The organism is Nitrospira sp. (assembly GCA_029194535.1).
Taxonomy (GTDB): Bacteria; Nitrospirota; Nitrospiria; order Nitrospirales; family Nitrospiraceae; genus Nitrospira_C.
Genome location: JARFXR010000002.1, coordinates 165,544 through 185,374 on the forward strand (window position 1 = coordinate 165,544; position 19,831 = coordinate 185,374).

The 19,831-nt window shown below is 57.5% G+C and carries 19 protein-coding genes and 1 pseudogene; 2 read left to right on the forward strand and 18 right to left on the reverse strand.

Annotated features, from left to right (window positions below):
* Window positions 1–238: 238 nt before the first annotated feature.
* Window positions 239–673, forward strand: a pseudogene (locus P0111_12160) (urea transporter).
* A gap of 168 nt (window positions 674–841) precedes the next feature.
* Here P0111_12160 and P0111_12165 read toward each other — a convergent pair.
* The 9 genes from P0111_12165 to P0111_12205 all read right to left on the reverse strand — a co-directional run bounded on the left by P0111_12165 (window position 842) and on the right by P0111_12205 (window position 9,292).
* A complete protein-coding gene (locus tag P0111_12165; GenBank protein MDF0644781.1) occupies window positions 842–1,009 on the reverse strand; it encodes a hypothetical protein in 168 nt (55 codons plus the stop codon).
* A gap of 54 nt (window positions 1,010–1,063) precedes the next feature.
* Window positions 1,064–1,273 carry an outer membrane beta-barrel protein gene (locus P0111_12170; GenBank protein ID MDF0644782.1) on the reverse strand — a complete coding sequence of 70 codons (210 nt, stop codon included), beginning with the start codon at window positions 1,271–1,273 and terminating at the stop codon, window positions 1,064–1,066.
* Window positions 1,274–1,334: 61 nt separating this feature from the next.
* Window positions 1,335–1,733 carry a hypothetical protein gene (locus P0111_12175; protein ID MDF0644783.1) on the reverse strand — a complete coding sequence of 133 codons (399 nt, stop codon included), beginning with the start codon at window positions 1,731–1,733 and terminating at the stop codon, window positions 1,335–1,337.
* A 278-nt stretch (window positions 1,734–2,011) separates the two neighbouring features.
* Entirely contained in the window at window positions 2,012–2,749 is a 738-nt protein-coding gene (urtE, locus tag P0111_12180) for an urea ABC transporter ATP-binding subunit UrtE (protein MDF0644784.1), read from the reverse strand.
* A gap of 89 nt (window positions 2,750–2,838) precedes the next feature.
* Complete coding sequence (gene urtD, locus P0111_12185) at window positions 2,839–3,606, reverse strand: urea ABC transporter ATP-binding protein UrtD (protein MDF0644785.1); 768 nt, start codon at window positions 3,604–3,606, stop codon at window positions 2,839–2,841.
* Window positions 3,603–4,742, reverse strand: a complete 1,140-nt coding sequence (gene urtC, locus P0111_12190) for an urea ABC transporter permease subunit UrtC (protein ID MDF0644786.1) — start codon at window positions 4,740–4,742, stop codon at window positions 3,603–3,605. Before urtC ends, urtD begins: the two co-directional genes overlap by 4 nt.
* A 21-nt stretch (window positions 4,743–4,763) precedes the next feature.
* Window positions 4,764–6,314 (reverse strand): urea ABC transporter permease subunit UrtB, encoded by a 1,551-nt coding sequence (gene urtB / locus P0111_12195; GenBank protein ID MDF0644787.1) that lies wholly within the window; start codon window positions 6,312–6,314, stop codon window positions 4,764–4,766.
* A gap of 73 nt (window positions 6,315–6,387) precedes the next feature.
* Window positions 6,388–7,743 (reverse strand): urea ABC transporter substrate-binding protein, encoded by a 1,356-nt coding sequence (gene urtA, locus P0111_12200; protein MDF0644788.1) that lies wholly within the window; start codon window positions 7,741–7,743, stop codon window positions 6,388–6,390.
* A gap of 61 nt (window positions 7,744–7,804) precedes the next feature.
* Window positions 7,805–9,292 (reverse strand): hypothetical protein, encoded by a 1,488-nt coding sequence (locus P0111_12205; protein ID MDF0644789.1) that lies wholly within the window; start codon window positions 9,290–9,292, stop codon window positions 7,805–7,807.
* 324 nt (window positions 9,293–9,616) lie between these two features.
* Here P0111_12205 and P0111_12210 point away from each other — a divergent pair, with 324 nt between their 5' ends.
* Window positions 9,617–10,537 (forward strand): hypothetical protein, encoded by a 921-nt coding sequence (locus P0111_12210; GenBank protein MDF0644790.1) that lies wholly within the window; start codon window positions 9,617–9,619, stop codon window positions 10,535–10,537.
* Window positions 10,538–10,573: 36 nt separating this feature from the next.
* Here the strand turns inward: P0111_12210 and P0111_12215 are convergent, their stop codons facing one another.
* The 9 genes from P0111_12215 to raiA form a co-directional block, all read right to left on the reverse strand.
* Window positions 10,574–11,839, reverse strand: a complete 1,266-nt coding sequence (locus P0111_12215) for a GAF and ANTAR domain-containing protein (GenBank protein MDF0644791.1) — start codon at window positions 11,837–11,839, stop codon at window positions 10,574–10,576.
* Window positions 11,840–11,865: 26 nt separating this feature from the next.
* A complete protein-coding gene (gene aroB, locus P0111_12220; GenBank protein MDF0644792.1) occupies window positions 11,866–13,038 on the reverse strand; it encodes a 3-dehydroquinate synthase in 1,173 nt (390 codons plus the stop codon).
* A 260-nt stretch (window positions 13,039–13,298) separates the two neighbouring features.
* Window positions 13,299–15,275: a type IV pilus secretin PilQ gene (gene pilQ, locus P0111_12225; GenBank protein ID MDF0644793.1), complete on the reverse strand. Its 1,977-nt coding sequence runs from the start codon at window positions 15,273–15,275 to the stop codon at window positions 13,299–13,301.
* Complete coding sequence (locus P0111_12230) at window positions 15,272–15,871, reverse strand: pilus assembly protein PilP (GenBank protein MDF0644794.1); 600 nt, start codon at window positions 15,869–15,871, stop codon at window positions 15,272–15,274. The genes pilQ and P0111_12230 overlap by 4 nt, the downstream gene beginning before the upstream one ends.
* A 30-nt stretch (window positions 15,872–15,901) precedes the next feature.
* Window positions 15,902–16,525 carry a type 4a pilus biogenesis protein PilO gene (gene pilO / locus P0111_12235; protein ID MDF0644795.1) on the reverse strand — a complete coding sequence of 208 codons (624 nt, stop codon included), beginning with the start codon at window positions 16,523–16,525 and terminating at the stop codon, window positions 15,902–15,904.
* 4 nt (window positions 16,526–16,529) lie between these two features.
* The gene (locus P0111_12240; protein ID MDF0644796.1) at window positions 16,530–16,985 is read right to left on the reverse strand and encodes a PilN domain-containing protein; all 456 of its coding nucleotides are present in this window, start codon (window positions 16,983–16,985) and stop codon (window positions 16,530–16,532) included.
* 92 nt (window positions 16,986–17,077) lie between these two features.
* Window positions 17,078–18,184, reverse strand: a complete 1,107-nt coding sequence (gene pilM / locus P0111_12245) for a type IV pilus assembly protein PilM (protein MDF0644797.1) — start codon at window positions 18,182–18,184, stop codon at window positions 17,078–17,080.
* A gap of 239 nt (window positions 18,185–18,423) precedes the next feature.
* Window positions 18,424–19,287, reverse strand: a complete 864-nt coding sequence (rapZ, locus tag P0111_12250) for an RNase adapter RapZ (GenBank protein ID MDF0644798.1) — start codon at window positions 19,285–19,287, stop codon at window positions 18,424–18,426.
* A gap of 11 nt (window positions 19,288–19,298) precedes the next feature.
* Window positions 19,299–19,805: a ribosome-associated translation inhibitor RaiA gene (gene raiA, locus P0111_12255; GenBank protein ID MDF0644799.1), complete on the reverse strand. Its 507-nt coding sequence runs from the start codon at window positions 19,803–19,805 to the stop codon at window positions 19,299–19,301.
* Window positions 19,806–19,831 lie beyond the last annotated feature (26 nt).

The window sequence follows — 19,831 nt, forward strand, 5'->3', positions numbered from 1 at the left end:
CTCACAATGGGTGTTCCGGTCAGAACTGGTCATGCCCGCGAAAGCGGGCATCCAGAATGACCTGAAAAGACTGGATTCCCGCCTGCGCGGGAATGACGACCACAGATTCCATCCCATCATGAATGAAATTTGAGATAGGTTCTAGTCTGGCCCGCCACACCTGTCAAGCTTCACGATTCCGACTTGAGAAGGGAGGTCATCGTGACGCACTCGGCCTGGCCAGATCACTTGCAGGACCATCCCGTGCTGGAATTTCTCGAGTGGGTCTTGCGGGGCATCGGATTTTTCCGGTCCCCGCCCGGAGTACACCGAGCTTACCTGGTTCCATGGAGCTGCCATGGAAATCTCCGAGATCTTTTTCCAGGACAACTGGGTGACGGGGGTCGTCATTCTGGTCGGGATTGCCGTCAACACCAGAATCGGCGCCATGATGGCTTTGATGGGATCCACGCTGGCGGTGGCGGCTGCGATGTTCTACTGAGCGCACGACAGCGCGATCCGCGACGGACTATTCGGCTCTAACGCCGCGCTTACCGCCATGGCGCTGGGAGGCCTCTTCTACGTCCCGAACGTCTACAGCGTGATGTATGCCATCGTCGTGCCCTCGCAAGTCGTGTATCCTCCCGTGTCCTCATACAGCTCACCCCGCACACGAAAGCCTATCGCTGGGTGAAATCGTGTATTACACAGGCGGCGACGCCGTTCCATCGCACGTTTATCCCCGAACTGATCGTGCTGCTGTTTGCCTGATTGGAATAGTCTGCTTCGATGACGGCCGACGTGGGCTCGGCTATTTGCCAGCTGAAATAGCCGCCCGCCAATACCTGGCCCCCCTCGACGTTCAGGTCGGGCCCGACCGGTTGCCGGCCAGACCATAGAACGTCAGGTTGAGGCCCTCCGACGCATTGATCCTCAATGCGGATTCCACCAGCGGATCGCGCTGCGAATCGGCTCGGACCGAGTTGATGTAGCCGATCACGCCGATTGCCCACGTGATCTGCGTATTCATGTCATAGGTGGCGCGCAGGCCGCGTGCCGTGAACGACTGTCCCCATCCGAACAGCTAGGATCTGGAATAGTTCGCATTGTGTGGGCTCTCGAGCATCTCGTAGCCGATCACACTGTTGATCTGCCCCGTCTGGATGTTCGGCCCGATCCCCACCGGCGCAAGATACTGGACGTACCATTCGCGAAAATCCGCCCACTGGCTCAGATTGGTTCCTCCGTGGAGAAGGATCAACAGGAGGAGGGTTCGAGAGCGGCACGACCTCATTCAACGCCACGGTCCATCATCCCGTGACTGCGCCGGTTGTGCATCTTGCGCCTTGGGGATGTTACGGCACCTGCTTCAAGACGGCCCTTGCATCGTAGAAATCCGGCGCTGGCGCGGGCAGCTCGCCTTTGAACATCGTGACCGTCATGGAAGTCCGACGGGAGAGCATGAGCACATCGAACCGTTGGCTGAGATGAAAGTAGTCGTAGCCTTCGCGGAGCGTCAGTTCCGCGCAGCGACGTGTGAGATAGCGATCAAGTTGCTCCTGGGAAGTGAATGCGCTGACCCGATATTCCACACGATAGACGTCTTCCTTCACTTGCTCGACCTCGGCTTCCTTCGCCTCAGCCAACGGCGTATACAGCTTTGTCGCGCAGGCCGACAACGAGAGCAGCGTGAGCAGCGCGCACAAACGCTTCAGTCCGACCCAGGCCCCACCGTCCACCGCACAGATTTTCATGACGTTGCCTTCAAGGTACGGTTCGAGAGTCTCCCGACGGACGTTCGTCGAAGAATAGTAGCGTTCGCGCTAGGGGAGATCAACTAGGCCGGAGATGGAATGTCGGGCATGGGCCATCTCGAACCGTCGCGAGCTGCAGAGAGGAGGGACACATTGCTCACCCGGTCAAGGATGGATGGCCGAGCGAATCAGACGTGCCCCGCCGGCATCGCGAATGGGGAAAGCAAGCGCAGCACCTCTGCATCTTGTAAGTGGCGCGGATGGCATCGACTCACCGCTTACACCGTCAGGTGCTGTCTGACCATTTCAGCATTCAACTCGTTGCTCTTGCCGCAGGCCACGACCGCTCCTTTGGCCATGACCACATACTTTTCCGCCAGTCGTGCGGCAAAATGCAACCCTTGCTCGACCAGCAGGATGGCAAACCGACGAGAATTCTTGAAGCGGATGATCACGTCTTCGATCTGATCGACGACGGACGGCTGAATGCCTTCGGTCGGCTCGTCGAGCAGAAGGAGCTTCGGACACGAGAGCAAGGCCCGTCCGATCGCCAGCTGCTGCTGTTCTCCTCCGCTCAGGACGCCGCCGGGACGATGGAGAATATCCGTGAGCTTGGGAAAGAGCTGATACACCTCCTCGAACGAGTCCCGTTCGACCGCGCGGCCCGGCGCGCCGGCCCTTGCCCAGAACCCCAACAATAGGTTCTCCCGCACCGTCAGATGGGGGATGATCTCACGGCCCTGGGGTACGTAGGCCAGCCCACGGCGCGCCCTCCGGTCGGTGGGCAGTTTCGTGATGTCCGTTCCGTCGAATTTCAGCGTTCCGGACCGGACCGCCAGCAAGCCCGTGATGACCTTGAGGGTGGTCGTCTTGCCCACCCCGTTTCGTCCCATCAGACAGGCGACTTCTCCGGGAGAGACGGCGAACGACACGTTCCGAAGAATATGACTCTCCCCGTAGTAGGCGTCGATGTTATTCAGTTCCAACATGAAGTTACCGCATCTCGTCGCTCGCATCTGGTATCTCGTCGCTACGAGGACGGCCCAGTTTTGACTTGCCTCTCTCGGTTCGCGCTTCACGCTTCACGAGATACGCGTCACAACCGTTAGCCATGGGCGACTTTCTGTCGTCCCAAGTAGATTTCACGCACTCGGTCGTCGGCCTGCACCCTCTCGACCGTGCCCTCGCAAATGACCGTCCCCTCATGGAGCACTGTGACGATGCGCGCGATCTGGCGGACGAATTCCATATCGTGCTCGATCACAACGATGGCATGGCGCGCCGCAAGAGACTGCAGGAGTGTCCCGGTCTGCTCGGTTTCCCTGTCCGTCATACCGGCAACCGGCTCATCCACCAGCAAGAGCAAGGGGTCCTGCAGAATGACCATGCCGATCTCCAACCACTGCTTCTGTCCATGCGAGAGAGAGCCGGCCCGCGTTTTCGCGTATCCCTCCAGACCGATCGTCGCCAGCGCTTCCTGGATTCGCGCCCGCTCTTCCCGGGTGCACTGGCTCATGATCGTATGGAAGACCCCCTTACTGAACCGCTTTAACGAGAGGTCGAGATTGTCCCACACTGTCAGGTTGACATAGATGGACGGAGCCTGAAACTTCCGCCCAATGCCGAGCTTGACGATGTCGTCCTCCCGCTTGCCGATCAGATCCGTATCCTTGCCGAAGATCACGCGACCGGCCGCCGGTGTGACCTTGCCGCAAATGACGTCGAGGAGGGTGGTCTTTCCGGCGCCGTTGGGTCCGATCACGACGCGCAGTTCGTTGTAGTTCACGATGAAGTTCAGACTGTTGAGCGCCTTGAAGCCGTCGTAGTCGACCGTGACCCCTTCGAGATAGATGATCGAGCCCCGTTCGCTCATGCCTGAGCCTCCCCTTCGGCCAGTGGAGCAGATTTGCGCGCACTGATCCGATCCCTCAGCTTGTGGAGGATGCCGACCAGTCCGTCGGGAAACAGCAACACCACCGAGACGAACAGTCCCCCCAACATGAACGGCCATAGCTCGGGGAAATAATTCGTCAGTACGCTACGTCCCAAATTCACGCTGACCGCGCCGAGCACGGCGCCGGCCAGCGTCCCACGTCCACCAACCGCCACCCAAATCACCATTTCAAGCGAGGGCAGGACGCCGATCTGCGCCGGCGTGATGATGCCGACCTGAGGCACATAGAGCAGCCCGGCCAGTCCGGCCAGGGCCGCCGCCACGACGAATACGAACAGCTTATAATTGGCCGGCGCGTAACCCGAGAAGGCGACGCGCTGCTCGCTATCGCGTACGGCAATGAGGACTTTCCCCGCACGCGACCGGATGATCCACTGGCACAACACATAGGCCCCGCCGAGACAGAGGACGGTGATCACGTACAACGCCCGTTGCGTCCCCGATTCAGAGAGGCGGAATCCGAGCAGTTGTTTGAAATCGGTGAGGCCGTTGGTGCCGCCGAGATTCGTCTCGTTTCGATTGAACACGAGCCAGGCGACCAATGCGAGCGCCTGGGTGATGATGGCGAAGTACACGCCTTTGATCCGACTGCGGAACGCCAGAAATCCGAACACCAGGGCGAAGACGGTCGGGACCAGGACGGCCCCGATGACCGCGGCGGGAAAACTGTAGAACGGCTTCCAAAACAGCGGAAGTTCCTTGACTTGATTCCAGACCATGAAGTCGGGCAAGTCGCTCCCATAGACGCTCTCCTTGCCGATCGTGAGCATGAGATGCATACCCATGCAATAGGCGCCAAGCCCGAAGAACACCCCCTGCCCCAGGCTCAGGATGCCGGTGTATCCCCAGATCAAATCGAGCCCCAGCGCCAAGATCGCAAAGGCGAGGAACTTTCCGAACCGATTCAGCGAAAAATCTGACAGATGCAGCCAGGAATCTTCGGGAGGCAGGACGTTCAGCAACGGCATCAGCACCAGCAACACAAACCCGGTGACCCAGAAAGCCGGGCTTGTCTCACGCGGCGTGGAAAGGTGGATATCGCGGTCTTCGGCCATGGGCGTGATGCGTTTAGCCGGTCAGGAGTCGGCGTGGCGTCCTTTCACAGCGAATAGGCCCGAGGGTCGCCATTGTAAGAACAGAATGACCAGCACGAGGATGCACACCTTGCCGTACACGGCTCCCAGGCCCGGCTCGAGGAGCTTGTTGAGCCCGCCGATGCCCAGCGATGCCACGATCGTTCCGGCGAGCTTGCCCACGCCGCCCGTCACCACGACCATGAAGGAGTCGACGATGTAGTTCTGACCGAGGCCCGGCTCCACATTCCCGATCAAAGTCAAGGCCCAGCCCGCAACGCCAGCAAGCCCGGATCCGAAGGCAAACGTGTAGGCATCGACCTTCCTGGTCGGAATACCCAGGCAGGCACTCATGTTGCGATTCTGCGTCACGGCGCGAACGCGCAATCCGAGCGCGGACCGGAACAACACCGCGTAGATGATCGCCACACAGATCGCCGACAGCGCGATCACGAACAAGCGGTTGTTGGGGAGAAACACGCCGACCATCATTTGCTGGCCGCCGTTGAGCCAGGCCGGCGCCACTACCGCCGTCAGGTCTCCGAAATACACGCGCGCCGCCTGCATGAGAATCAGGCTGACTCCCCACGTCGCCAGCATGGTCTCCAGCGGCCGACCGTACAGAAAGCGAATCACGGTCGCTTCAAGCAGCAATCCGCAGCTCGCGGCCAGCAGAAACGCAACCGGCATGGCCAGCAAGAAATAATGGTCAAAGAGACCGGGCGACAGAAACGCCTTGAAGAATTCCTGGGTCAGAAAGGTTCCATAGGCCCCCACCATCATCAACTCGCCATGAGCCATATTGATCACCCCCATCAGCCCGAACACAACGGCGAGGCCGACGGACATGATGAGGAGGATGGAACTCAGACTGATCCCGCGAAAGATGGTTTCAATGGCATTCGACCAGGCCGCCCAGGTTTCGATCCGTTCGATAGCCGCGGCGGCCGCTTGCGACAATTCCTGCTGGCGCCCGGTCGCGGATGCCGCACGCCCGGCATCGGCCAATTCTTTGAGACTCGGGACGGCATTCTGACTCGACAACGCGGCCAACTTGTCGATCGCCTCGAGTTTCGTCGCTTGATCGTCTGCCGCCAGCCGAAGCAGAGCCGCCGATTCCTCCATCGTGTAGCGAACCCATTTGTGCGTTTCCTTACCCGCGGCCCGCTCCAGCCAGGGAATCGCGACCCCGCGCCTGGCCAGGCCGAGATCGGTGGCGGCGGACCGCCGGACGTCCTGATCGGGATTTTCGAGATTGGCGCGATGCTTCAGCAAATCCATGACCGGCTTGATGGCCTGCCGGACCGAACGGTCGGCATTGGCGCGGATCTCATCGAGACGCGGGATGAGGGCGGCATCTCCCTGCTCGATTACGGTGCGGAGCGCCGTCTCACGGACGGTCTCATCGTCGCTGGTGAGCTGAGTCAAGGCTTGATCGAGCGACAAGCTGGGAGCGGAAGAAGGCTGGAGTTCAATGGCCGCAGCGCGGTCTTGAACGGAACACAGCAGCAAGAACACGGCACAGAGTCGCAAGGACCGGCCCGATCGTCTCACAATTCAGAGAACTCCCGAACATAACAAGCGGGTGACGCCCTGGCTGCTCCCGTTACCCGCCGTAATCCACCCACTACTTTTTCTGGTAGGTACCCTGATGATTGATCCAGTCGCAGCCCTTCTCCGGGTTCGTGTATTCACTCCAGGGCTCCGGCTTGACCAGCCCCTTGGAGCGGGAGACGACCTTGAACTGTCCGTCCTTCATGATCTCCCCGATGAGCACCGGCTTATGCGTATGGTGATTGCCGATGTCCATCATGATCTCGCCGCCCGGCGCGAGGAATTTCTGACCGTAGACGGCCTTACGGACCGGATCGACCTCGACGGTGCCGGCCTTCTCGACCGCCTGCTTCCACACGTGCACACCGAAGTACGCCGCCTCGATCGGATCGTCCGTCACCCGCCTGTCACCGTCCGGCAAGCCGTTCTTCTTACAATAGGCCTTGAAGTTCGCCACGAACTGCCTATTTTGCGGAGCGTCGACGCTCTGATAGTAGTTCCAGGCCGCCAAGTGCCCGACCAGCGTGGTCGTGTCCATCCCGCGCAATTCGTCTTCCGCGACGCTGAATGCCATGATCGGCGCATCCTCGGCGCGCAAGCCCTGATTGGCAAACTCTTTGTAAAAAGGGACGTTGCTGTCGCCGTTGATGGTGCTGATCACCGCCGCGCCGCCACCCGCGGCGAACTTCTTGATCTTGCCGACGATGGTTTGATAGTCCTGGTGATGGAACGGGGTGTACTCTTCCATAATGTTGCTCTCCGGAACATGCTTCGCCAGCAGCATGGCGCGGAGGATTTTGTACGTCGTGCGCGGATACACGTAATCCGTCCCCAATAAGTAGAATTTCTTGTAGCCGCCCCCCTCCTTGCTCATGAGATAGTCCACGGCCGGCACCGCCTGTTGATTCACCGCCGCACCGGTGTAGAACACGTTCCGAGAGCATTCTTCGCCCTCATATTGAACCGGGTAGAACAGCAACCCGTTGTTCTTCTCGAACACGGGCAGCACGGACTTGCGGCTCACCGAAGTCCAGCATCCGAACACGACGGCCACCTTGTCCTGGAGTAGGAGTTGCTTGGCTTTCTCGGCGAACAGATCCCAGTTCGAAGCTGGATCCACCACGACCGGCTTCATCTGCCTTCCCAATACACCGCCTTTGGCGTTGATTTCGTCCACTGCCATCAATACGACGTCACGGAGCGAGACCTCGCTGATGGCCATCGTTCCGCTCAAAGAATGAAGCACGCCGACCTTGATCGGCTCCTTGTCCGCCGCATAGGAGAGCGCCCAATGACCTAGGTTCCCAAGCAGCGCCGCCACACCGACACCAGCCGTGACTCTGGCGCCCCGCACCAAAAAGTCCCGCCGCGACGAATCGCCATCTGCGGACATTTCGGTTGGCGTGGTGTCGGTCTGCTTCTTCTTCATGTCCATATGTCGGATTCCTTTCACCCGGCGATCGTATACGTCGGGCATGACGACACGCGATCTAGAAGTTATACCAGGTGGACAGCATGAAGTTGTCACCGGCAAAGCGCTCATTCGTCGACCATTCCGTCATCAGATGATTCCATTCGAACGACACGTAGAAGTCGCTCCAGATATGGCGGACGGCCGTCACATACGTGCGATGGTTGAGAAGATACTGCGTGTCGGGACCCGCCACATCACCCTGCAAATCGGAGTTGAGCGGATTGTCGAATCCGTATCCGGCAATGAAGGTCGTATCTTTATCATGAGCGTAGTCCAGTTCCCCCCATCCCACCGTCGTCCGTATCGGCTTACCGGTTCCGAGGTTGCGATCCTGCCCATACCTGAAGAATTCCACGCCCAAACCTTGCCCATAGGCGATCTCCCCGGCAAACTTCAGCTGTTTGGTCAGCGGCACGACAAATTCACCGCCAATTAGGTAAGAGTTGATGTCTTGCCCGGACGGGATACCGCCCACCAGAGCGGTCGGAGCGGATCGATACCATCTATAGGCCCCGCTCACCGCCACCATCATGCCTTGAAGTTTGCCTGTGCCGGTGTAACCGAACCTTGTTCCCACGTACGGCATCTGGACGGGATCATTGAAGGCATTCTCCGAACAGGCAAAGTTTCCCGACGGATTATTACAGGAAACAGGCGGAACGCCGCCGACACCGTTGCCCGTAAATGGGCGCCGTTGCGTCTGGGGTTGAATCGCCGACAAGCCTCTTTCAAATCTGAATGCCGTCACGAGCGCGTCGATGTGCTCGCTGAACCGATGCCGAATCGTGACCTGCGGAAGACGTTGCCATAAGTTGCCGTTGTAACCCATGATCGAGAAATCGATGAGATTCGGGTGCAGGCCCATGACCGGCGTCCAGTCCATACCGGCCGTGATACTTGTTCTGCTGTTGTTCGGAGAGTACCGGGCGAACGCGAGGCGGAGGCGCGGCGAAATGTTCCCCGCATTGTCCGTCTGCGAATAGAAGTCCGTCTCCACCACACCGGTAATGACGTTGGAGCCGTCGGTGTGATCGGCGCGGAGGCCGAAGACGCTGTAACGCGGGTTGAACGTCGAGGACGAATTGCTGCTTTTTCCTGCTGCCGTCGCATATCCATTGAATTGCCCAGGATCGAGTGGGTTGGTATTGCGGGTACTGTAGATCCCGTCCAATTCGATGCGCCCGTACGGCACAATGCTGCCCTTTGATTCATGCTCATGGGTGCGGGTTACGCATCCTCCGCAGATTACCGCGGGCGGAGTCTGTGTTTCCCGAGACAGACGACCACCCCCGGCCGCCTCTCCCGCACTCTTTCCTTCCTCACTTCCCGGAGAAGGCGGCGAGGCGGGCGGCGTCTGCATCTCCCGAGGCTTCCGGCCTGTCCCGGTTGATTCGCCAGAACTCTGTCCGTCCGCGGCCAGCGCAACCGTACCGAACAGTCCCAGCATGAACAAGGCGACGACAGTGCTTCCGAGTATTCGGAGAAATCTTCTTCCGCCCTTCATAACAGTGGATCTCCCTTTGGGTTGACGCAAGGCCATAGCCAGAAGTTCGGGATCGAACTTCACCACAAATAAAAAAGGCGCCCTTCCGGCCCACTTGATGGACCAAAAGGACGCCATTGTCCTTTTCTCATGTCCTCATCTGCGGTGGTCTAAGCTCAGACTCCCTTGTCCACCCTGAGACGGTTAGACGGGCGTACTTATAAAATCGGACAGCCCTCTCTGTCAAGCGGATACTTTTGAAATCTCGACGCCGAGGCTCTCCGTATCGTCCACCGCAGTCCTATGCTAGACTGCATCGGAGGTTTGTTTGATCGAGGTTCTCGAATGAGATTGCCTTTCGGTTTCCTGCATGTCGCGGCAGTCGTCCCTGTGCTCGGCGTGGTCGCGTGCGCGGCTTCTCCGGAACTGGATCTGACGCTGACCGAGTCCGAACACGGCAAAGTAGTTCTGGAACGCATCGCTGATCGGTCTTTTCAGGCCGCCCATCCCATTAAACTGCCGACAGGTACGGTATCGCGCGTCCTACGCGGCGTCCTGGTCAGGGACAATCAAGGATTTCTGCAAGACATCGGAGTCCGCAAGTCAGAGGCTCTGCCGGCCTTCTCGGAAGACGATGTGTCATACCTGGCGCCGTTGATTACCGACGGCCTGAGCCGCGCGGCGCCGGATCAGCAGGTTGGGTTCACGGTCAATCAGCGGGGCGCACCTGTCTATTCGCAGCGGGTCGGCGCGGCCGTCGGTTCCTCCGAGCCTCCGTTGCGGCTTGCGCCACCGGAAACCACAGCGGGAGCGATCTACGCCTACGGCCGTTCACTCTATGTGACGTTGACTCAATATCGATACCGGGCTGAACAACCCAATACCATCAACATGCCCAATAGACGAATCCCCGACCCGACCGGACTGCTGAACCATACTGTAATGTTTGTCCCGGAAGCGGCCAAGCGTGACGACAAGTACCGTGACTCTCTCTCGACCGATACCACGCTGGTGATCGATTACGAGTTGCTGGCCGGCCTTCCGTTCGACACCGGCCCGGAGGTCGTGAGCCAGCCGGTACCGCCGATTCCTGCGGCCGCGTCCGCTCCGAACTCACGAGTCAAGACCGGAGAGGCGAGCAAGAGGGATCCAGAACTGGAAGTCCTGAGAAAGGAGCTGGAAGACATCAAGCGCCGCCTGGCGGATCAAGAGGCCGGACGGCAGTCGGCTCCGTCCAAATCCTCCGGCACTCCGAAGTCCCCATAGCATCATACCCGTAGCGCTGGAGAACGGCGGGCGGCATCATCCTCGTTGCTTGTCGGCCCGCTCGTCCAATTCTCCCGCCAGCAGCACGGCCTCGGCGATTTCCCGCATCGACTTCCTGAGATCCATGCTCTGTCGCTGAATAAGCCGGAAGGCCTCCTCTTCGGACAATTTTTTGGAGCGCATCAGATAGCCTTTGGCACGATCAAGGAGCTTTCTCACGGCCAATGCTTCCTGCATTTCAAATGACTTCTCTAGCAAGGTCGTATGTTCGATCGCGATCGCCGCTTGGTTGGCGATGGCCTGCAGCAGCTTGACCTCCTCGCTCGTAAAAGAATAGGGCGCAGATGTGTAACTGTTGATGACACCAACCGCCTTTTCTCTCACGAGCATCGGAACGCACAAGAGTGAGCACAACCCTTCTTTCCTTGCCATGTCCGGATACATGTAGTCCGGCTCCTTTGTCACATCTGCCACAATGATCGGCCGGCGCTCCTGAACCGCACGACCGCTAATGCTTTGACCGATCTTCAAGTTGGGCTTGCGACGGTACAATTCACTTAGACTCTGCGTCGCCTCAATGCGCAGATCTCCGCTGGCCCCGTCGAGCAGCATGATGGAGCAAATTTTCGAGTTCATCATCTGCGCGGTCATGGTAACCAGCAGCTGGAGGACGTCCTCGATGAGACGATTCGATGCGACGGTTTCGGACACCTGGGAGAGGGTTTCCACCTGCAACGCCTTCCGTCGCATTTGCTCGTATAAGCGGGCATTCTCAATGGCGCCGCCCACTTGGTTGGCGATTGTCGACAGCAACGCCAGTTCATCGGGGCGATATCGCTTGGGCCGCCGGTGCTGCACGTTGATGACGCCGACCACTTCCTTTTTGGCCATGATGGGAACGGAAACGAAGGCCTGGTGTCGATCCTCCGGGAGATTATGAAAAAACTTGAACCGCGGATCGTCGCTCGCGTTGCTCGGAATCACCACCCTGGTGCGCTCCTGCGCCACCCAACCCGTAATCCCTTCGCCCATTCCGATGGTGATTCGCCCGATCAGCTTCGGGTGAGGGTTCTTCGAAGCCCGAAGAATCAGTTCATCACTCTTGTCGGACAGCAAATAAAGCAGACAGGCATCCGCCCTGGTGACTTCCACCACAACCTCAACGATGTGTTTGAGGACTGCTTCGAGATCCAATGTATTGCTGATGGAATCGGTGATCCGATGCAGTATATCGACTTCACGGGACTTTTCCCGAAACGCTTGCTCGAGCTGCGCGAACGACAACTGACGTGTCGAGGCCATGGGTGACTGCTTTCGTTGGCGACTGCTTACCAGTAAACCTGTTGATTCCGAGCAACGGGGCTCTTCGCGTTCTTGACTCGCTTCTTGTACCAATCCACGAAGACTTCTTTGCTGACCGGCTTGATCACGGTCTCACCGATTCGCACGGGCCACACTCCGACGACCTGGCCGGCCACAGCCTTCTTGTCATGGAGCATCGCTTCCCACAGCCTCGGAAGGGAAACACTCCCCATGCGATCGGCAAGCCCAGCAAGACGCACGAGGGACGTGATTCGGCCCACAACATCCTCGCTGCACAACCCCATGAACGAAGCCACACTTGCCTCCTGGACCAATCCGATACCGACCGCTTCACCATGGATCAATCCTCGATAGCCTCCCAACGACTCCAAGGCATGTCCGATCGTATGGCCGTAATTCAGAGTTCTTCGTCGGTCGGTCTCCTTCTCATCCTCGACGACGATTTGCGCTTTAATTTCGCACGACCGAACAATCACCGGCATGACGGCCGATGGGTCCACCTTCAACAATGCGGGCATGGTTCGTTCCAGTCGGGAAAACATCGCCTCATCCGCGATGACACCGTATTTGATGACCTCCGCTAATCCGGCGATCCATTCTCGCCGCGGCAGCGTGCGCAGCGTGTCTGGGTCGATGAAAACAGCGCGCGGCTGATGAAAGGCCCCGATCAGGTTCTTGCCCAATCGGTGATCCACCCCGGTCTTACCTCCTACGCTGGAATCCACTTGTGCGACCAGCGTGGTGGGAACTTGCACAAAAGGGATTCCCCTCAGATAGATCGCCGCGGCAAAACCTGTCAGGTCGCCGACGACTCCGCCGCCGAGCGCAACCAACATCGAGTGGCGGTCGAATTTCCGACGAGCGAGCACATCGAGCACCGTGCCGACCATTTTCAAGCTCTTCGTTCGCTCTCCCGGAGGGAGAACGAGCGATACCGGCTCCAGTCCTTCTCTCGAGAGAGAACGGCGAAGTCCGGCAAGATAGCGGGAGGCCACATGGGTGTCGGTGACAATGCCCACCTTTCGGCCGTGCGTGAGCCGCGCAAGACGAGTCCCAACAGTGGACAACAGCCCTGGTTTGACTGTGATCTTATAGCTCCGCTCTCCCAAATCGACCTGGATGGTCTTTTCAGTTGAGGACGGCATCACGGTAATTGCGCCGGAGCCTTTCAGCTTCATTTTCTCATTCCCCGCAAGAGTCTTGGATAAAGGCGCGGAACGGCACAAAAGACGATCCAAATCTTAGACGATATATCAATGGTTTACGTGAGATGGGATAGTAGCACAACCGGTGCGCGTGTAAAAGGTCGGACCCTCAAAGGAAGCACATCGTGATGCAGCGTAGGTTTCGTGGGAGAGAAAGCGAGGAAGCTGGAGGAGGCCGGCTGCTCTCAGCTCAGCCTCCGCAAGAATGAAGGTGAAGACGGGGAATTAGCCCGTTACGTCTTGACGATGGACGGGGTCAGGAAGATCAGCAGTTCTTGTTTGGCCACAGACTCCGTCTTCTGTTTGAAGAGCCAGCCGAGCACAGGAATGCGGGAAAGGTACGGGACTCCCGCGACGTTGTTGTTCTGCGTATCGATGAACACTCCCCCAATGACCATCGTCTCTCCGTCCCGTATGATCACCTGGGTATTTGCTTCCCGCCGGTCGATGCTGGGACCAGCGGGATTGCTTCGTGCTCCCACGGCGTTTCTCGTTGCGCGCACCCGCATCAGAATCTGCTTGCCGATCTCCTTCGGGTCACGGGAAGTGATCTGCGGTGTGACGTTCAACTCGAGATTTGCGTCTACGAATGTCGTCTGCGTTCCTTGCAATGATGTCGTTTGGAACGGAATCGATTCGCCTTGCGAGATCTTGGCTTCCCGTTTGTCGAGCGTAGTGACCTTCGGCGCGGCAATAACCTTGCTCAACCCCAACAGTTCTCCCGCGGAAAGCCTTACATCGAGCATCGCTCCATCCGCTTTTCCGAATGTGAATCCGGCGCCAGGCGTCGAAACCAAACCGCCGACAGTCGCGGGAAGATTCACGAGAAAGTCTGACGCCTGGGCTCCAAACGGACCGCTCGTACCCGACTTAAAGTTGGCCACTCCGAACGATTGCCCAGAATTGAGGTTTTGAACGCCCCACTGAACGCCGAGAGACCGCGAATACGTGGTATCGGCCTGGACGATGCGTGCCTCGATCTGAACCTGAGGAACAGCGAGATCCAGTCCATCGATCAACTGCTTGAGCACGTTCATCTTGCTCTCGGTGTCCCTGACGACCAAAGCATTCGTGCCCTGGCTGATCTGCATCACTCCCCTCGTGCTCAAGTTCTGACGAAGTGCCGTCATCAATTCCTGTGCCTGAAGATTTCGGACGTAAAACACACGATCCACAAGTTCCTCGGCCTTGATTTTTGCATCCTTCGCTCGAGCCTCCTCATCCTCCTGTCTGGCGATGTTCGATAAGGAGTCGACCCAGAGAATGTTTCCTTGTCGAATCTTTCCCAAGCCGTTCATCTTCAGGATCATGTCGAGCGCTTGATCCCAAGGCACACTGACCAACTTCATGGTGACTTTGCTCTTGACACCCTCGCCAACGACGATGTTGAACCCGCTCACTTCGGCAATCAGCCGAAGGACATTACTGATGTCGGCCTGCTGAAAGTCCAGCGAGATTCGTCGGCCGACATATCGCGTTTCCCCGAGGACCAGGTCATCTTTGGGTGTCTGTTTTTCAGCGGTTTCTCCGCCGATCATCATTTGGGCAGGGCGAACTCGAAACATCGCGGGGATCCGCTCAAGATTGGAAGTCCGTACCTTCCGGAAGTTACCCTGATCCGCGATGAACTCCGCGGTTCCGTTCAACCCCTCGGCACGGCTGACTGGAGGAATCGCAGGACGATCTCCACGATCGGCTCCCTCATTCTCACTGGCAGCGCTGTGCGCCAAACTCACGACCAGACTGGTGCCACGAGATTGCACGGAATATTCCACATCAGCGTTCATGTCGAGAACGATTCGGACCTTCTCCGCATAGGTTCCCACACGCACTCGGCGAAGCAAGGAATGATTGACGGTCCAGATCGGCTTGCGAATCGCCGATGTCACGTTCGGCACGTCGATGACAAGCCGACGGCCGCTCACGAGATTGGCTTCATAGAACAGAACTCCATCGCCGGCAATTGTGACGGCCACATCTTTGGGATCACGCTGAATGTCGATGGCCGTCAGGCTGTGCGCGGGCGCTTCAATTGGACGCGTCAGGGCAATAGCCGACGAGGAGAACTCGGCTGACAGACTCGGACTGGTTTGACTGTTGCCCAGATCAGCCGGGATGCCCAGCGATGTAATCGCCAGCTGGAGGCCGACCGCGCCCATCGCAGAAATAATGCGAACGACCGTTGTTGTGTGCATCGCATTAGGTGTCATTCTGAACCCTCTTTCGGATGGAGGAGCTTGACATACTCCCGCTCTTGCTTTCGCCCATAGACATCAGTGAACCGTTCCTGAACCACTATCCCCTTTTCAGTGATGGCACTGACCACACCGTTGTTTGGCCCGATCCTTGTTCCCTTCCTCACGGCATAGCCGTTGCCGTCAGGCATTTGGACCATTGCCGTGTACCCATAAGCTCCCCAAACTACGGCGATCAGATTCATGTCCGTCAACCCGACTCGCTGCAGAGGAGGAAGTGTAAGATCGATCTGGCCAGGCGCAAGTTGCTGAAGTACCGGAGCGAACGGGTCGCGACGACCAGAAGGATCATACCCGTTGGATGACAACGGAACCGATGCCTGCTGGGCATCGGCCTGGGGGATAATGCCTTCTGAGACGGGAGGCACGGTATCGCCGGATGGCCGTCGCGCCATATCGGCGGGGGACGGCACCTTTAGAGAATCCTGCCGCATCGGCGCCACCTGCTTCGCGTTGAGGGTCAGTCCGAGTTGACTTAGCGCTGTTTCTCCAGACATAAGTACGATGCAACAGCCTGCCAACAGCGCGGTCGCCTTAGATACGTGCCACACGAGCATCACCTTCCCGCCGGTTATAAGCGATCACTTACTCTGGGCTGCCGGCACGACCACAGCCACCTTGGGTTCTTGAGGCGCGGCGTACGCGATCAAATCAAATACCGTCTGTGTGACAACGCGGCCCTTGTCGCTCTTGGGACTACCCATCTTCACACCCGATACAGTCACAATCCTGGGCAAACTGTTGATCCGGTCAAAGAAGAGAGCCGCCGTGTGATACCCTCCAGCCACCTCTACATTCACCGGCATCCGCACAAACAGTTTCGAAGGATCTTCTGATTTCGCACTCGGCTTCCAAAGCTTGACGTCAAGGCCGAGTCTGATGGCGAGATCAGAAACTTGTTTGAGCAGCATGACCGCTTCCTCTTCGGGCGGGAGCCGCTCCTTCTTCTTGGCCAGTTCGATTTCCAACTGCCTGTTGGCGGCGATCAATTCGTCGAGATGTTTAACTTTGATTGAAAGGGTTTGAATATCTCCGTCAAGCTTGCTGATTTCCCCTTGGAGTCCCGCGATCTCGGTGGTCTTCGGTTCCACGACATAGTAGTAGAATCCCACCACTACTCCGGCCAGTGTCAACACCAGTAATCCAATCTTCTGAGCCAGCGGAACCGTGCGCAGCACTTCCAGGTTGATCGCGGGAAAGGTCATCAGCTTATCCCTTCAGCCGAAACGCGAGTTTGAACTGATAGACGCTCAACTGACTTTCCGTAGCGGAACGACTCTCCTGAAGATCAATGTTGGTAAAATAATCCGTGCGCCGCAGGTTGTTGACGAACTCCACCACATCGTCATTCGACAGAGCCCGCCCCTCCAAGTCGATGTTCTGACCGTTGACGCCGACACGGACCAGCCAGAGCTTGAGGGGGTCGAGACTCTGACTGACATGGTCCAACACCTTCACCGGGCCGACACGGGATTTCTCCAACTGGTCAATAACACGATTCTTGTCCTCCAGGTGCCGCTTGCGCTGTTCAAAGTCGGCAACCTGCTTGACCTGCTCGTTCAGTGATGCCACCTGTTTGGTCTTGTCGCTCTTCTCGGTCTGTCGGGCTTCCAATTCTTCATCCAGAGCTGCAGAGTACCACCAGCAGCCTGCAATCGTGATCATGAGAAGGCCAATCCCAAGCATGGCTTGGGCACGAACATCATATTGTGGCTTTGCCTTTCGTCCTTTCGGCCCCGGCAATAAGTTGATACGAATCATCGATCCCCTACCGATCTCAGGGCCAAACCAACCCCGACCGCGGCAATCGGAGCCATCTCCGCCAGAGTGGCTTGATCCATGTCGCATCCTGACGTGTCGATTTCACCGAAGGGATTGGCGATCTCCACCATTGCGTTCATACGGTCTCGCAACTGTTGCTCGAGACCTGCCACTTGAGCGCCGCCTCCGCACAACAGAACATGTTGGACTTCAGCGTCCGACATCGTGGACTTGAAATAATCCACCGTCCGTGCGATTTCCGAAGCCACCTCGGCGTTGACGCTGTCGATCACCCCCGTCACGGCCGATTGATTGGAGCCGGCAGAACGGCCACCCTTTTTCGTTTCCTCCGCATCTTCATACGAAAGACCTAGCTCCCGTTGCATTGCCTCGGTATACCGATTCCCTCCGATCGGAATATCGCGAGTAAACACCGAGACACTGCCACGAACGATGTTGATATTCATCACGCTGGCTCCGATGTTCACCAGAGCCGTCGTGTCTTCTTGGGACACGGGATAGTTGATTGCATGCATGTTCTCAATGGCGAACGCATCGACGTCCATGACCATGGGAAACAAACCGGCTCCCTTGACCAATTCCGTCAGCTCGTTGATCTTGTCCTTCTTTGCCGCCACGAGAATAACTGACATCTCGCCTTCATCCGCGTCGCCTCCCGAGGAGGGCAGCACGTGAAAATCGATATTCACCTCGTTGATATCGAACGGGATATATTGCTCCGCTGCAAGTCTGACCTGGCCCTCGAGCTCGTCGTCCGGCATCGGAGGAAGACTGATTTTTTTCACGATAACGGCATGACCGGAAATTGAAACGGCCACCTGCTTGACCTTGACCTTCAATTCTTCAAACAGCTCCTTGATCGCCGAGACGACGCGTCCCTCGTCCATAACCGTCCCGTCGACGATGACCTCGGGCTCAAGCGGCTTGATACCGAATTTCTGCAACAGATAGTGCCCTCGGTGCTCTTTAAGCTGGACAAGCTTGATGCCGCTTGACCCGATGTCCAAGCCCACAAGCTGACGCTTCGGCGTGAGCATCGAAAAGATATCCGTTTCTACCAGACTTTTAAGGGACTTCAGCATACGCGCCTCAGACTGTATCTCACTTCACAGGACCGGCAAAATCATTTCTCGATTTCTTGCATCGCTGGGTCATCGACGACCGTTCAGCACAAAGACCGCGCCGCCACAGCGGAAATTGTTACGATGCACAGGCCAAGTATAGTTCATGCCTCTTGTCTGTCAAGAAATCGACAGAAATGACAACCGGATTTTCCGAGGAAATGTACGCGATTTATCGAGGAGAGGACTGAACGGGGTTGCTACTTACCCAGATCTCGATGGACGACGGTGGTCGGATAACCTGTTACAGCAAAGCTTTCTTGTAACCGCTTAGCCACAGATACCGAGCGATGTCTGCCACCGGTGCAACCGATCGCGACGTTGAGGTAACTGCGACGTTCGCGCTCGAATAGTGGGATGAGAAATTTGAACAGCTGGTCCAAATGGCTGATGAAGGCAACCGCGTCGGGATCCGCTAGAACGAATGCCCTGACCCTCGGGTCTTCTCCGGTCAATGGCTTAAGTTCGGGAATAAAAAAAGGATTGCGCAAGAATCTGACGTCGAACAGCAGATCGATATCATAGGGAACACCGAACTTATAGCCGAAGGAGATGATGGAAATGGTTAAGCGGCGTGGCGCTCGGTCCTGACTAAACTGTCTCGCGAGCAGATCCCGCAACTCATGGACCGTCAAATCGGACGTGTCGATGATACGATCCGCATGACTCCGCAACTCAGCGAGACGTTCCTTCTCGAATCTTACACCCTCAAGCACCGGCAGATCGGGAAGCAGCGGATGGGGCCTTCGAGATTCGGAAAACCTTCGGACCAAGACTTCCTCGCGGGCTTCGAGAAACAAGAGCTCAACGGAATGTCCCAAGGCTTTCACCCGATCGAGCACTCCCACCAGATCAGTGAAGAACACGCGCTCGCGAACATCGATACCCAGGGCGACGTTCCTGATTTCCCCGCCTTGCTGATGGCATAACTCGACGAATGGGGGAAGGAGAGCGGGAGGCAAATTGTCGATGCAAAAATACCCGACGTCCTCGAACGACTTTAGTGCATGGGACTTACCAGCGCCCGAAAGACCGCTGATCACTACGAGCTTTAATCCCGCCATTTCAGGCACTCTTATGGATCGATGAGCACGATCTTGCCGCTCTCAGCTCTTCTCAATATCTGCAGCTTCCCAGAATCAGCACACGTGAACACCATGATTGAACCTGGCAGATCGTCCAGGCGGCTTGATGCAGCGGCACGAGACAACACCGAAACCTTTGGCCTCACCACCTCGATCGCATGTTCACCGGAATCTGGAGCCTCGAGCGGTGACTGTCTCGCAGAAACCGTTCTCCCTTTATGCTCGGTCCGCCGCTCTTTGTACTTGCGAATCTGTGTTTCAAGCCGATCGGCCAATTGATCGATTGTCATGTACATTTCTCTGGTCGACGTTTTGGCTTGAAATCGTTTTCTGTCGACGGAACAGAGCGCCTCCGCCGTATGCTGCAGCTTGTTCACGCCGAGCGTGATCTCCACTCGATCCATCAGTACTCCGTACCGATCCAATCGTTCGAACTTCTCGCGAATGTGACGCCTGAGGGCTGGAGTAATGGCCAAATGCCTACCTGTAATCTTCATTCATCTGCTCCTAGTGAGTGATTCAT